Below are 14,721 nucleotides of genomic sequence, written 5' to 3'. Positions count from 1 at the left end.
ATGGGTCATGTTCCAACGTTGCACGTCGAACTCTCGGCGGAAGACACGCTGGAGCCGTTCGTCGAACAAGGCCCTCGTCTCAATGACTTGCAGATCATTGCCAAGACAGTCTGTGCCGCGCGCATGATCGCCGCGCAGTCTCCGGACGGCGGCCTGACCGGCGACGCGGTGGCACGCGGCGATGCCGCGCTCGCCGAAGAGTTGGGGCTCCTGATCGACGGCGCGACCAACTACGCGATCTACATGTTAGATCCGAAAGGCCGGGTGACGATCTGGAACCGCGGCGCCGAACGCATCAAGGGCTGGGCCGAAGCGGAGATCATCGGCCGGGACTTCGCGATCTTCTATCCGGCCGACGATATCGCGACGGGCAAGCCCGAGGCCGATCTCGCCCAGGCGCATGCCTGCGGACGGATCGAGGAAGAGAGCTGGCGCGTCCGCAAGGACGGCTCCGAATTTCTCGCCGCGGTGACCATAACGGCGCTGCACGACGATGCGGGCGCATTGCGCGGGTTCGGCAAGGTCATCCGCGACATCACGCGCGAAAAGGCTGCCGAGGCGGCGATCGTGCGGCGCGAACATCACCTTCGCTCGATCCTCAACACCGTCCCCGATGCGATGATCGTGATGAACGAGAACGGCATCGTCGCCTCGTTCAGCGCCGCCGCGGAGCTTGTCTTCGGCTATGCGGCCCGTGAGGTGATCGGCCAGAACGTCGCGATGCTGATGCCGCAGGCCGAGGCGCGCGATCACGATGCGCATCTGAGGACGTATCGGCACACCGGGGAGCGCCATGTCATCGGCGCCGTCCGTCTCGAACGGGCCATGCGCAAGGGGGGCGAGACGTTTCCGATCGAACTCGCGGTCGGCGAGGCGTCGATCGCGGGCGAACGGATCTTCACCGGCTTCATCCGCGACCTCACCAACCGCCACGCGACCGAACGGCGCCTGCAGGAGCTTCAGTCCGAACTCGTCCATGTGTCGCGGGTCAGCGCGATGGGGACGATGGCCTCCACGCTTGCGCACGAGATCAACCAGCCGCTGACCGCGATCGCCAATTACCTGGAGGCGACGCGGGCGATGATCGGCGATGACGACACGCCGTTGCTCGTCGATATCGCCGAGGCACTGGATCTGGCGGCCGCGCAATCGCTGCGTGCGGGAACGATCGTGCGACGGCTGCGCGCGTTCGTCGATGGCGGCGATACCGGGTTTCGCGACGAGCGGCTCGACGTGCTGGTCGAGGAGGCGACCAGTCTCGGCCTGCTCGGCGCCCATGAAGCGGGCATCACCGTCACCAAGACGATCGCCGACACGACAGACGCCGACACCGACGCCGCCACGGTTCGCGTCGATCGCGTCCAGATCCAGCAGGTGCTCGTCAACCTGATCCGCAACGCGATCCAGTCGATGGCGTCATCGCCGCGCAAGGAACTCACGATCGCGACCGCGCCCGATCGCGACGGCTGGATGCGAATCAGCGTGACCGACACGGGCACGGGGATCGACGCGGCGGTCCGCGCCCGCCTGTTCGAGGCGTTCGCGACCACCAAGGAGGACGGCATGGGCCTCGGCCTGTCGATCTGCCGGACGATCGTCGAGGCGCATGGCGGCCGGATCTGGGCGGACGGCATCGCGGCGGGCGGCACCGCGGCGGGCGGCACTGCCTTCCATTTCACCGTGCCGCTCGCAGCGCCCCTGGAAAGCGAACCCGATGACTGACACCAGCCATGACTGAACCAGGGCGAACGGTGCACATCGTCGACGACGACGAGGCGATCCGCCAGTCGGTCGGCTTCCTGTTGCGCAAGGCAGGCTACGCGGTCGAGACGTATCCGGCAGGCACGCATTTCCTCAAGGCCGTCACGCGCGAGACGCGGGGCTGCGTGCTGCTCGACGTCCGCATGCCCGATATCGACGGTCTCGACGTGCAGGCGCGACTGGCCCAGTCCGGCATCGCGCTGCCGGTGATCATGCTGACCGGCCACGGCGACGTGACGCTGGCGGTCCGCGCGATCAAGGCGGGGGCGGTCGAATTCCTCGAAAAGCCGTTCGAGCGCACCGCGTTGCTCGCCGCGATCGAGACCGCGCTGGCGCAGGCGGCGCGCTCCGACCGCGAGCATCTCGCCGCAGCCGACGCGGTCGTCCGCCTCGCCGCGCTCACGCCGCGCGAACGCGACGTCCTCGACGGCATGGTGCTGGGGCGCCCGAACAAGCTGATCGCCTACGACCTCGACATCGCCACGCGCACCGTCGAAGTCCATCGCGCGAACCTGATGGAGAAACTGTCCGCGCGCAGCCTGTCCGACGTCCTGCGCATCGCGTTCGCCGCCGGCCTGGGCGAGATGCCCGAACCCGCCTGACGCCCCTCGTCTTCTACGTACAGACGGCGCGGTTCGACCCTGTCATCCGATGTCTCGAAGGACCATCGATGACCGACCATTCGACCACCCCCCATGACGGCATCGGCATATCGCTGGTCGATGGCGATCCGGCGATCCGACGCGCGCGCCAGATCATGCTGCTGTCGGAGCGCTACGACGTTCGCTCCTACGCCACCAGTGCGGCGCTGCTTGCCGACCCTCGCTCGCGGGACTTTCCCTGCATCGTCGTCGATATCGAGGGACATGGCGGTCGCGATCCCGACGACGACGGCACCGAGATGCTGCGGGCGATGCGCGCATCCGGCTGGCGCGGCAAGGCGATCCTGCTCGACGGTACCGCTCCGCCGCCCGCACTGATCCATGCCGCCGAGCGCCAGGGCGACCGCATCCTGGATCGCGGCACCGGGGACGCCTCCCTGCTCACCGCGATCGCCGCGTCGATCGATCGCAGTTGGTCCGGCTGGAACGCCGCGGGATGACCTCGCCCACGTATCAGCCCATTCTGTCGCCAAGGACTTTGCCATGACCGCCACCGATCCATTCCAGGACGACCCCGACACCGCCCCCGTCCCCCGCGACGAAGGCCGGGCATTCCTCGTCGGCGGCGGGGTCGCCTCGCTCGCCGCGGCACTGTTTCTCATCCGCGACGGCGATATGCGCGGCACGGATATCACGATCATCGACGAAGGCACGTTGCTCGGTGGCAGCCTCGACGGCGGCGGCTCCGCTGCGGAGGGCTATTCGCTGCGCGGCGGGCGGATGCTCGAGTCGAAATACCTCTGCACGTTCGATCTCTTCTCGTCGGTCCCGACGCTGGACGGCGACAAGACCGTCACGAAGGAGATCTTCGACTGGAACGCGACGATGAAGACGTCGTCGCATTCGCGCCCGTTTTCCGGCGGACAGCGCCACGTCGCGCCCGAATTCGGCCTGACCGGACACCATATCCGCGGTCTCGAACGGCTTGCGATCACGCCCGAGGCGATCCTCGATCGCTCCACCATCGCCGATCAGTTCGACGACGCGTTCTTCAAGACCAATTTCTGGATGATGTGGTGCACCACTTTCGCGTTCCAGCCTTGGCACAGCGCGGTGGAGTTCAAGCGATACCTGCTCCGCTTCGCGCACATGGTCGGCGGCTTCAACCGGCTGGAGGGGATCATGCGCACGCCGCTGAACCAGTATGACTCGATGGTCCGCCCGCTCCACGCCTGGCTGGTTGCGCGCGGCGTACAGTTCCGGATGAACACGACCGTCACCGATCTCCGGCTGGCCGAAGAGGACGGGATCACCGTCGTCCGCGGCATCCGCATCGAGAGCGGCGACAAGGTCAGCGAAATCCGCATCGATACCGACGATTACGTGATGCTCACGCTGGGTTCGATGACCGAAGGCTCCAGCCTCGGGTCGATGGACGTCGTGCCCGAATTGCACGGCGTAGGCATGGGCGGGGCGTGGAAACTCTGGGAAAGGCTCGCGAAGGATCGCCCGGAATTCGGCCAGCCGGCCGCGTTCACCGAGGACGTCGATCGCTCGAAATGGGTCTCGTTCACGACCACGCTGCACGACGCCGCGCTGCTGACGCTGATCCGCGACGCGACCGGCAACGTCCCCGGTGAAGGCGGGTTGATCACGTTCACCGAGTCGAGCTGGCTAGCCTCGATCGTCATCCCCTCGCAGCCGCATTTTCTCGGCCAGCCTGACGACGTCGCGGTGTTCTGGGGATACGGCCTGTCGGTCGATGCGATCGGCGATTTCGTCCGCAAGCCGATGGGCGACTGTACCGGCCGCGAGATCATGACCGAGATCCTCGGCCATCTCGGTCTCGCTGCAAAGGCCGAGGCGATCCTCGCGAGCGCGATCTGCATCCCGTGCATGATGCCGTTCATCACCAGCCAGTTCATGCCGCGCAGGCATGGCGACCGGCCCGACGTGATCCCCGCCGGCACCGCCAACCTCGCGATCATCGGCCAATATTGCGAGATGCCCGACGACTGCGTGTTCACGGTCGAATATTCGGTCCGCTCGGCGCAGACCGCGGTCTACGGGTTACTCGGCCTGCGCCGTTCGCCCCCCGCGGTGTACAAGGGCGTGTTCGATCCACGCGTGCTGTTCAGGGCATTCGTCGCGCTCCACGATCTCGCGACGACCGGCGACCACGGGACCAGCTAGGTCCCGTCAGGCGACTGGCGCTCTACGAGGCGAGCGTCAGCGTGCGTTGCATCCGGTGTGTCGAGGACCGATGCCCACGCGCCGTCGCGTTGCGATCCGCACGCAGAATGCCAGCAGAGAACGCCGGTCGCCGTTGAACCGATATCGTCGACGCCTGCGCCAGAAGCGCGTCCAGCGCCTCGCCGTACAGCCGCGCAAGCAACTGATGGGCCTTGCGCGCGCAGGGGCCGGCCGCGGCGTCCGCCATCGCCAGCGTATCGTCGAGCCGCCGCTGAAAATAGCGCATTTCGGTGTGGATAGCGTTCATTGCGAACTCCCCGCTGGCCCGCGATCGCCGCCGCATGATGCGGGTTCCGATGGAGCTGATCCTGTTCCGAGCTTAGCGCAGGAGGTATCCGACGTCGGGACTCGGAAAGCACGTACTCGCCGCTGTTCTCACGCGAGCGCGGCGGCATGCAGGGCGATCTGCGCATCTTCCTGCGACGCGATCACACGGACGCCGAGATCCGGTATCCAGGCCAGCCCGTCGCGAACGGCGCGGCCGGTGAGTCCGTCGTTCTCGCCGATGCCGCCCGTCAGCACGAGTATGTCTGCGCCGCCGAGCGAGGCAATCATCGCTGCGATCTGCTTGCACACCGATCGCTCGAACATCCGGATGGCGAGGTCGGCGTCTCCGGTCGTCGCGGATCGCAGGACGCGCATGTCGCCGGACAGCCCCGAGATACCCGTCATCCCGGAAGCATGATCGACCAGCGTCGCCAGCGTCTTGGCGTCCAGCTCGGTTTCTCGCAGCAGGTACAGCAACACGCCGGGATCGATATCGCCCGTCCGGGTCGCCATCATCACGCCGCCGGACGGGGTCAGCCCCATGCTGGTGTCGATCGATCGGCCATCGCGCACGGCAGTCACGCTCGCGCCGTTGCCGAGGTGCGCGATCACCAGCCGTGCGGGCATATCGCCGGCGAGTTGCCGGACGATCGACTCGCAGGACAGGCCGTGAAAACCGTAGCGCCGCACGCCGGTCGCCTGGTATTCGCGCGGGATCGGCAGCGTCCTGGCGATGTCGGGCATGTCCGCATGGAACGCGGTATCGAAGCACGCGATCTGCGGCACGCGCGGATAGCGCGCCTCCGCAGCCCGGATCAGCGCCAGCGACGCCGGTCCGTGCAGCGGCGCGAACGCACACGCCACCTCCAGATCCGCCATCACCGCATCGTCGATCCGGCAATGCGCATTGCGGTGTGGGCCACCGTGGACGATACGGTGACCGATCACTGTAGGCGTCGGCCACCCCTTCAACGCGGTCTCGATCGTGTTAAAGAAGCGCCCATGGTCGTCGACCGTCTCGATCGTACCGCCAACGAGCACGACCGGTTCGCGCTCAACCGCGTACAGCCCATACTTCAGTGACGACGACCCGCTGTTGAGCGCGAGAACTACCACGCGCCCCTCTACCGTGCCCATTGCCAGTCACGCACCTCCGGCAGATCGTCGCCCTGCTCGGCGATGTAGAGCTTGTGCCGCTCCATCGTCGTCCAATACCGTGCGGTCTCGCGCGGCACGCAGTCGCGAAGCCGAGGCACGCGCTCGATCGCGTCGAGCGCCAGCCGGTACCGGTCGAGATCGTTCAGCACGACCATGTCGAACGGCGTCGTCGTGGTCCCCATCTCCTTGTAGCCACGGACGTGGATATTGGCGTGGTTCGCGCGCCGATAGGTCAGCTTGTGGATCATTGCCGGATAGCCGTGAAACGCGAAGATTACCGGCTTGTCGCGCGTGAACATCGCGTCGAACTCGCGCTCGTCGAGCCCGTGCGAGTGTTCGGAGCGTGGTTGCAGCACCATCAGGTCGACTACGTTGACCACCCGGATGCGGATATCGGGCACGTATGCACGCAACATCGTCACCGCCGCCAGCGTCTCCAGCGTCGGTACGTCGCCCGCGCACGCCATCACCACATCAGGGTCGGCATCGTCGCCCGCCCAAGCCCAGACTCCCGCGCCCGCGGTGCAGTGCCGCACCGCCGCGTCGATCCCGAGCCATTGCCACTCGGGCTGCTTCCCCGCGACGATCACGTTCACATAGCCGCGACTGCGCAGGCAGTGATCGCCGACCGACAACAGGCAGTTCGCATCGGGCGGCAGGTAGATCCGCGCGACGTCCGCGGTCTTGTTCGCGACGTGGTCGATGAACCCCGGATCCTGATGCGACAGCCCGTTGTGATCCTGCCGCCAGACATGCGACGTCAGCAGGTAATTGAGCGACGCGATCGGCCGCCGCCACGGGATCGTCCTGGTCGTCTTCAGCCACTTCGCATGCTGGTTGACCATCGAATCGACGATGTGGACGAACGCTTCGTAGCACGAGAACAGCCCGTGCCGCCCGGTCAGCAGATACCCCTCCAGCCAGCCCTGGCAGAGATGCTCGCTCAGCACCTCCATCACGCGCCCATCGGGTCCGAGATGCTCGTCGACCGCCTCGATCTCCGCCATCCAGACCTTTCCCGACACGTCGTAGACGTCGGCAAGCCGGTTCGACGCGGTCTCGTCCGGGCCGAAGAGGCGGAAGTTCACGCTCGCGAGATTAAGCTTCATCACGTCACGCAGATAGCGCCCGAGCACGCGCGTGGCCTCGGCCTTCACCGTCCCCGGCGCGTCCACTGCCACCGCGAACTCACGGAAATCAGGCAGCGACAACGGCACCATCAGTTCGCCACCATTGGTGTGCGGATTCGATCCCATCCGCCGATGCCCGGTCGGCGCGAGCGACGCATACTCCTCCAGGAACTTGCCCGTATCATCGAACAGCTCTTCGGGCCGGTAACTCCGCATCCACGCCTCGAGCTGGCGCAGATGCTCGGGATCCTTGAAGTCCGCGATCGGCACCTGATGCGCGCGCCACGTACCCTCGACCGGCTTGCCATCGACGAACTTCGGCCCGGTCCAGCCCTTCGGCGTACGGAACACGATCATCGGCCAGCGCGGTCGTTCGGGCGTCACGCCCTCCACCCGCGCCGCCGCCTGGATCGCCTGGATCCGCGCCAGCGCCTTGTCGAGCGCGGCGGCAAGCTGCTGGTGAACCGCCGCCGGATCGCTCCCGCCGACATAATAGGGTTCATGCCCATAGCCGCGCAGCAACGCGTCGAGCTCATGCCCGTCGATCCGCGCGAGGATCGTCGGATTGGCGATCTTGAAGCCGTTGAGGTGCAGGATCGGCAGCACCGCACCATCGCGCGCGGGATTGAGGAACTTGTTCGAATGCCAGCTCGCCGCCAGTGCGCCGGTTTCCGCCTCACCGTCGCCGACCACGCACGCGACGATCAGGTCCGGATTGTCGAACGCCGCGCCGTAAGCGTGCGCAAGCGAGTACCCGAGCTCGCCGCCTTCGTGCATCGATCCCGGCGTCTCGGGTGCGACATGGCTCGGGATGCCGCCCGGCCACGAGAATTGCCGGAACAGCCGGTGCATGCCGCTGCGGCTACGCTCGATCGCCGGATAGCGTTCGGTGTACGAGCCCTCCAGATAGGTGTTGGCCACTAGCCCCGGCCCGCCATGCCCCGGTCCGATGATGTTGATCATGTCGAGGTCATGCTCGACGATCAGGCGGTTGAGATGGACGTACAGGAAGTTCAGCCCCGGCGTCGTCCCCCAATGCCCGAGCAGCCGCGGCTTCACGTCGGCGATCGTCAGTGGCCGATCGAGCGACGCATTGTCGCGCAGATAGATCTGACCGACCGACAGGTAATTCGCCGCCCGCCAATAGGCGTCCATCCGGCGCAGCATGTCGTGGGACAGCGGGTGCGTCTTCGCAGGCGCCAGCGTTGCAGTATCGGCCATGTTCAGCTCCCGAAATCGAGGACGACGCGCGACGCGACCTGCCCGTGCTGGAGCCGGTCGAAGATGTCGTTGATCGCCGACAAGGGCTGCACTTCGATGTCCGCCTTCACCTTGCCATCCGCGGCAAAGGCGAGCGCCTCGGCCATGTCCTTGCGCGTCCCGACGAACGACCCGCGCACCGTGATGCACTGCGCCACGACGTCGAACAGCGGCATCGGAAAGTCGCCCGGCGGCAGTCCGACGAGCACGCAGGTCCCTTTGAGGCGTCATCGCCACGCCCTGATTGAACGCGGTCAAGGAAGGCGCGGTGATCAGCACGCCGTGCGCGCCGCCCCCCGTCCCGTCCTTCAGCGCCGCGATCGCATCCGGCTTGCGCGCGTCGATCAACAGTTCCGCGCCCAGCGCCTTGGCATGGGCGAGCTTGCCTTCGTCGACATCGACCGCGGCAACGCGCAACCCCATCGCCTTGGCGTACTGCACGGCGAGATGCCCCAGACCGCCGACGCCCGAGATCGCGACCCACTCGCCCGGCTTAGCGCCCGTTTCCTTGATGCCCTTGTAGGTGGTGATGCCCGCGCAGATGATCGGCGCCGCCTCGACCGCGGACAGCCCGGCGGGAATATACGCGACATAGTTCGGGTCGGCGAGGATATACTCCGCGAATCCGCCGTTGCGCGTGTAGCCGCCGAACTCCGCCTCGGCGCACACCGTCTCCCAGGCGGACAGGCAGTATTCGCAATGCCCACACGCGGAATACAGCCACGGCACACCAACCCGGTCGCCGAGCTTCACGATCGTAACCCCCGCGCCGACTTCGACGACGATACCGATCCCCTCATGCCCTGGAATGAACGGCGGCGTGGGCTTGACCGGCCAGTCACCATGCGCGGCATGCAGGTCGGTGTGACACACCCCGCACGCTTCGGTCTTGACGACGATCTGTCCGGGCCCTGCGACCGGTACCGGCCATTCGCGCAAGGTCAGGGGTTTGCCGAACGCCTCGACGACGGCGGCGTGCATCATACGGGTCATGGAATTTCCTTGAAGATGCGGATGGATCAGCGTGCCATCCGGGCGACGAGCGCGGGATCGGCGAGCAGCGCCTCGTCCCCGAATGCGATCTGCGCGCAGGTCCGCTGCGCCTGGACGGCGACGTCACGGAGATACTGGTCGGCGAACTGCTTGCGGAGATCCTGCGTGATATGCGCGAACCGGCGATGCTCCTGCGATCGCATCCCGAACGCGTGGACGATATACTGGTCGAAGACGCTGTTCAGCCCTTGCCCCTGGCCCTGTTCGTCGAGCCAGATCTTGCTTGCGGCCGACGTCGAGAAGCTGAGCAACCGCTTGCCTCCCAACAGATCGGTCCGCACCCGGCCCTGCAGCGCCTCGGGTTGCACGCCCGCACCGAACACGCGCTCGACATAGCCCTTCAGCATCGCCGGCGGCGTCCCGAACCAGATCGGATAGACCAGCACGAACACGTCGCAACCGGAAATGGCATCCACCTCGTCGAGCACATCCTGCCCGTAGGCTGCTGCGACAGTCGTCGGCCGCTCCGCCGCCTTCAGCACCGGATCGAACCCGATCGCGTAGAGATCGCGCAGTACGACCACCTGTCCGGCCGCACGAACCGCGTCGCAATAGGCGCCCGCGATCGCGTGATTGAAGCTCGACGGATCGGGGTGGCACAGGATCACCGCGTGCCGGCCTCCCGCTGCAGATCGCTCGTCGGACATCGTCGGCCTTTCCCTTCAGTGCGCAGCGGACTCCACGGGATCGCGCACGAGCTTGCAGCGCGGTGATCCAAGGCGTCCGGGTAAGGCAGAACTACGCGATCGAGCGATTGCAGTTGACCCTCGGGAATTACGCACTCGTGCATCGAGGCGCGCTTGGCGAAAGGTTAACGAGACTATCTCGGCCGGTAGCCAATTAGTGTCGCTGACACGAAACCGTCTGATGTCGCATCCGGATAACTTCGACAAAACTCACGGGAATCTGTCGAAAAACTTGGCTTTTCTCTACATGTCTGAAAAATTGTAATTTATTTATGCACAAATGACGTAATTGTCTTGTGTCAAACTTAGTTTCCAGACATATGTTAAGGACGCTTTGGGGTAAGCCATACACCGCGATTCTCGCGGCCGACCACGTCCCAAGCTCTTACGCCTCATCATCTGTAGTGAGATGCAGTGCAACGCGGTCATGTCGCGGCCCTGATCTTTACGAAGGCTTCGTCCTCGCTTCGGGCGCTCTACCCTCTACTCGAACGGCTCCCGCTGCTGCGGATGGGAGACCCGTGCCTTCCATCCGCGGTGACTTTCGAGGTGTTCATGTACAAGTCGACCCTTTGGGCGGCCGCGCTTGCGGCTGTGAGCCCGGCTGCCCTGCTGATTTCGACGCAATCGGCGCAGGCGCAGGTTCCCGTCGGGGCCGGTGGACAGCTCCAGCAGATCCCGCCCGTACCGTTGAACGAGACGCCCGCGCCCGACTTCGGCTTCGATCGGAAAGCGCCGGTGGTCGTTCCTGCCGCTGGTGGCCCGAAGACGCTCGTCCGGTCGCTCCGCGTGACCGGTGCGACGCTGTTTCCCGAGGCCGACCTGATCGCCGCGTCCGAGTTCACGCCGAACAGCGAGCTCGACCTGTCCGAGCTGAAGACGCTCGCCGCGCGGATCACCGCCTATTACACGAGCCGCGGCTATTTCGTCGCGAACGCCTACCTCCCCGAGCAGGACGTACAGAGCGGCGCGGTCACGATCGCGGTGATCGAGGGGCGTTTCGGCGCGATCGGGCTCAAGAACGAGTCGAGGCTGTCGGATAGCGTCGCAAACGGCATCCTCACCGGGCTCGACGTCGGCGATCCAGTCGCGGTCGCGCCGCTCGAACGCCGCCTGCTGATGCTGTCGGACCTGCCCGGCGTGCGCGTGTCATCGACGCTTAGCCCCGGCACCGCGGTCGGCACGTCGGACCTGCTGGTCGCGATCACCCCCGGCCAGAGCATCACCGGCAGCGTCGAGGCCGACAATGCCGGCAATCGCTACACCGGCGCCTACCGCGTCGGCGGCGTGGTCAACTGGAACAACCCGACGGGCTCGGGCGACGTGCTGAGCCTGCGCGCGCTGACCTCGTTCTCCGGGCTCGCCTACGGCCGCGCGTCGTACCAGGCACCGATCGGGCAGGTCACGCTCGGCGTCGCGTTCGCGCATCTCGACTATTCGCTCGGCAAGGAATTCGACAGCCTCGACGGCAGCGGCAACGCCGACGTGGCCAGCGTCTATGCCAGCTATCCGCTGATCCGATCGCGCGACAACAACCTGTACGTGACGCTCGGCGGCGACGTGAAATGGTTCGAGGACAAGATCGGCATCGTCGACGTCACGACCTATCGCCGTGCGCAGGTCGTCACCGCAGGGCTCAGTGGCGATGAGCACGACACGCTGCTCGGGGGCGGCTGGAGCGCGTATTCGCTGAGCTACTCGGTCGGCAATCTCGACATTCGCGGCGCATTCGAACGCTCGATCGATGCGCTGACCGCACGCACCGATGGCAGCTATGGGAAGGTCCAGTTCAGCTTCGCGCGGTTACAGACGATCGCCGGGCCGCTGTCGCTGTTCGCCTCCGCGCGCGGGCAGATCGCGTTCAGCAACCTCGACATCTCCGAGAAGATGGAGCTGGGCGGCGCCTATGCCGTCCGCGCCTACCCAGAGGGCGAGGCTTACGGCGACCAGGGCTATGTCGTGACCGCCGAGGCGCGGCTGGCCTTGCCGCAGGTCGTGCCGGGTGCGCTCCAGCTGTTCGGGTTCGTCGACGTCGGTGAGGTCGATTTCGTCAAGCACCCGTATTTCGACGGATCGAACCACGCGAAGCGCAGCGCGTACGGCGCCGGCCTGAGCTGGGCGGGACCGTACGGGATCGCCGCCAGGGCGACGTACGCGCGGAAACTCGGCGATGCCGATGCAACGTCCGCCCCCGACAAGTCGGGCCGCGCCTGGTTCCAGCTCTCGAAGACCTTCTGAGCGCACCAGCACCCCCAAAATTCAGCGGCCATCCGCCGCCACCGAGGATACCGCACATGACCCCCATCCCTTCGTCGATCAGAAACACCAGTCGCCCCGCTCCCACCGTCACGCGCATCAAGCGCGGCGGCTTGTTCGGCACGACCGGGCTCGCGCGGTTCGCGTGGCTGATCGGGTTCAGCCTTGCGGGTACCGTGGTGGCACGTCCGGTCGAGGCGCAGACGCTCCCGACCGGCGGTGAGGTCGTCGCTGGCCAGGCGAGCATCGCGACCGGCAGCAAGTCACTGACCGTGACGCAGACCAGCGATCGCGCGGCGATCAACTGGCAGTCCTTCTCGATCGGCAAGGGCAAGAGCGTCGTCTTCGAGCAGCCGACCAGCAGCTCGGTCGCGCTGAACCGCGTGCTCGGCACCGATCCGTCGGTCATCCTCGGCAATCTGTCGGCGAACGGAAAGGTGTTCCTGGTCAACGCGAACGGCATCCTGTTCGGCCAGACCGCCAACGTTAACGTCGGCGGCCTCGTGGCATCGACGCTGAACATTTCCGACGCCGATTTCCTCGCGGGCAAGAACAGTTTCGCGGGCACGAGCGGCGCTTCGGTCCAGAACGATGGCAAGATCACCGCGAAGGGCGGCTACGTCGCGTTGCTGGGCGCAAACGTCGGCAACAGCGGGACGATCAAGGCGAATTTCGGTACCGTCGTGCTCGCGGGCGGCGAGGCGATCACGCTCGATGTCGCCGGTGACGGGCTGCTCAACGTCGCGGTCGACAAGGGCGCGGTCGGCGCGCTGGTCCGCAACGGCGGGCTGATCCGCGCCGACGGCGGCAAGGTCGTGATGACCGCGCAGGGGGCCGGCGACCTGCTCCACACCGCTGTCAACAACACCGGCATCGTCGAGGCGCGCACGTTGCAGAACCGCGGCGGCACCATTCTCCTGCTCGGCGACATGAAGACCGGCACGGTCACCGTCAGCGGCGAACTCGACGCGAGCGCGCCGGTCGGTGGCAATGGCGGCTTCGTCGAGACCTCGGCGGCGACCGTCAACGTCGCGGACAGTGCCAAGGTGTCGACGTTCGCACCGGGCGGCGCGACGGGCATGTGGCTGATCGATCCGCAGGATTACGTGATCGGCGCGGGCGGCAACATCTCGGGCGCGACGCTGTCGGCCCAGCTCGTCACGACCAGCATCACGATCAGCACGCTCCCTGCGGCGGGCGACACGACAACAGGGAACGGCGACATCTTCGTCAACGACGCGGTCGCGTGGACCGCGTCGGGCGTGCCGACGACGCTGACGATGAACGCGTTTCGCGACGTCAACATCAACGCGCCGATCACCGCGACCAACGGCAACATCGTCGCCTGCTGCGGCCGCGACGTGAACGTCAACGCGGCGCTGACCACGACCAACGGCAGCATCCTGCTCAACGCCGGGCGCAACGTGCAGGTGTTCCACGCGATCACGACGACCGACGGCAACATCGCCTTGTGCGCAGGCCATGACGTGATGATCGACGCCGCGGTCACGCTGACCCGCGGCACGACGATCCCGGCGCAGAGCCTGGGCCTGCCGGTCGGCCTGACGCTGATCGCGGGGTCGGACGGCACCGGGCCGGGCGTCAACGGCGGCACGATCGTGTTCTCCGCGCTGTCGCCGCCGACCACGGTCACTGCGGCGCCGGTATCGATCAACTACAACCCGGTGTCGTACACCACGCCGACCGACTTCTCGACCGAGTTCGTCCTGACCGAAGGCGCAGCGATCACCCAGCGCATGCTGCTGTTCCCGACCGCGCAGAAGGTCGCCGACGGCACCAATGCGGCGGTCTTGAGCGGGTTCAACACCAACGGCACCTCGGGCACGCCGACCGGTGTATCGCTGGTCGCCGGCCCGAACGCGACCGCGACGTTCGACAGCACCGGCGAAGGCACCGGCATCGGCGTCAGCTTCAGCGGCTACACGCTGACCGGCGCGAACGCGGACCAATACGCGCTGGCAAGCTCGTGCTGCGTCGCCGGGTTCCGGACGACCGGGACGATCACGGCTGCGGCACCTGCTCCAGCGCCTGCTCCCGCACCGGCGCCCGCCCCAGCGCCGGCACCAGCGCCCGCCCCGGCTCCAGCACCCGCTCCGGCGCCTGCCCCGGCACCAGCGCCCGCCCCGGCACCAGCGCCCGCCCCAGCTCCGGCTCCAGCTCCGGCGCCTGCCCCGGCACCCGCGCCCGCCCCGGCTCCGGCACCCGCCCCGGCACCAGCGCCCGCCCCGGCTCCAGCACCCGCCCCGGCACCAGCGCCCGCCCCGGCTCCAGCAC

General features: G+C 66.7%; 10 protein-coding genes. 6 read left to right on the top strand and 4 right to left on the bottom strand.

All coding sequences use genetic code 11. From position 1 onward, the window contains the following. The 4 genes from C8J45_RS05495 (at position 1) to C8J45_RS05480 (ending at position 4,556) form a co-directional block, all read left to right on the top strand. On the top strand, positions 1–1,722 hold the full coding sequence (locus C8J45_RS05495; RefSeq protein WP_258191314.1) for a PAS domain S-box protein: 1,722 nt from the start codon (positions 1–3) through the stop codon (positions 1,720–1,722). An 8-nt stretch (positions 1,723–1,730) separates the two neighbouring features. Continuing rightward, the gene (locus C8J45_RS05490) at positions 1,731–2,363 is read left to right on the top strand and encodes a response regulator transcription factor (RefSeq protein WP_107962301.1); all 633 of its coding nucleotides are present in this window, start codon (positions 1,731–1,733) and stop codon (positions 2,361–2,363) included. Positions 2,364–2,431: 68 nt separating this feature from the next. Next, positions 2,432–2,863 (top strand): response regulator, encoded by a 432-nt coding sequence (locus C8J45_RS05485; RefSeq protein WP_107962300.1) that lies wholly within the window; start codon positions 2,432–2,434, stop codon positions 2,861–2,863. A 43-nt stretch (positions 2,864–2,906) separates the two neighbouring features. Then, positions 2,907–4,556, top strand: coding sequence for an oleate hydratase (locus tag C8J45_RS05480; protein WP_107962299.1), 1,650 nt, complete (start codon positions 2,907–2,909; stop codon positions 4,554–4,556). A gap of 22 nt (positions 4,557–4,578) precedes the next feature. Here the strand turns inward: C8J45_RS05480 and C8J45_RS05475 are convergent, their stop codons facing one another. The 4 genes from C8J45_RS05475 to C8J45_RS05455 all read right to left on the bottom strand — a co-directional run bounded on the left by C8J45_RS05475 (position 4,579) and on the right by C8J45_RS05455 (position 10,131). After that, positions 4,579–4,863 (bottom strand): hypothetical protein, encoded by a 285-nt coding sequence (locus C8J45_RS05475; RefSeq protein WP_107962298.1) that lies wholly within the window; start codon positions 4,861–4,863, stop codon positions 4,579–4,581. A 128-nt stretch (positions 4,864–4,991) separates the two neighbouring features. Continuing rightward, complete coding sequence (locus C8J45_RS05470; RefSeq protein WP_258191313.1) at positions 4,992–5,999, bottom strand: acetate/propionate family kinase; 1,008 nt, start codon at positions 5,997–5,999, stop codon at positions 4,992–4,994. A gap of 8 nt (positions 6,000–6,007) precedes the next feature. Then, positions 6,008–9,424, bottom strand: coding sequence for a phosphoketolase (locus C8J45_RS05465; protein ID WP_258191312.1), 3,417 nt, complete (start codon positions 9,422–9,424; stop codon positions 6,008–6,010). 26 nt (positions 9,425–9,450) lie between these two features. Beyond that, entirely contained in the window at positions 9,451–10,131 is a 681-nt protein-coding gene (locus tag C8J45_RS05455; RefSeq protein ID WP_107962295.1) for an NAD(P)H-dependent oxidoreductase, read from the bottom strand. 594 nt (positions 10,132–10,725) lie between these two features. Here C8J45_RS05455 and C8J45_RS05450 point away from each other — a divergent pair. Both C8J45_RS05450 and C8J45_RS05445 read left to right on the top strand, forming a co-directional pair. Further along, a complete protein-coding gene (locus C8J45_RS05450) occupies positions 10,726–12,408 on the top strand; it encodes a ShlB/FhaC/HecB family hemolysin secretion/activation protein (protein WP_107962294.1) in 1,683 nt (560 codons plus the stop codon). A gap of 56 nt (positions 12,409–12,464) precedes the next feature. Continuing rightward, on the top strand, positions 12,465–14,721 hold a 2,257-nt coding region (locus C8J45_RS05445; protein ID WP_107962293.1), incomplete at its 3' end, for a filamentous hemagglutinin N-terminal domain-containing protein.

Origin of the sequence: Sphingomonas sp. PP-CE-3G-477 (assembly GCF_003050745.1) — a bacterium.
Lineage (GTDB): Bacteria > Pseudomonadota > Alphaproteobacteria > Sphingomonadales > Sphingomonadaceae > Sphingomonas.
Note: the sequence above shows the minus strand (reverse complement) of the source record. Positions and strands in the feature narration are given on the sequence as shown.

Bases quoted from the DNA above. Each gene is read 5' to 3' on its own strand.
- C8J45_RS05495 (WP_258191314.1), top strand. From the start codon at position 1: ATGGGTCATGTTCCAACGTTGCACGTCGAACTCTCGGCGGAAGACACG.
- C8J45_RS05490 (WP_107962301.1), top strand. From the start codon at position 1,731: ATGACTGAACCAGGGCGAACGGTGCACATCGTCGACGACGACGAGGCG.
- C8J45_RS05485 (WP_107962300.1), top strand. From the start codon at position 2,432: ATGACCGACCATTCGACCACCCCCCATGACGGCATCGGCATATCGCTG.
- C8J45_RS05480 (WP_107962299.1), top strand. From the start codon at position 2,907: ATGACCGCCACCGATCCATTCCAGGACGACCCCGACACCGCCCCCGTC.
- C8J45_RS05475 (WP_107962298.1), bottom strand. From the start codon at position 4,863: ATGAACGCTATCCACACCGAAATGCGCTATTTTCAGCGGCGGCTCGAC.
- C8J45_RS05465 (WP_258191312.1), bottom strand. From the start codon at position 9,424: ATGACCCGTATGATGCACGCCGCCGTCGTCGAGGCGTTCGGCAAACCC.
- C8J45_RS05455 (WP_107962295.1), bottom strand. From the start codon at position 10,131: ATGTCCGACGAGCGATCTGCAGCGGGAGGCCGGCACGCGGTGATCCTG.
- C8J45_RS05450 (WP_107962294.1), top strand. From the start codon at position 10,726: ATGTACAAGTCGACCCTTTGGGCGGCCGCGCTTGCGGCTGTGAGCCCG.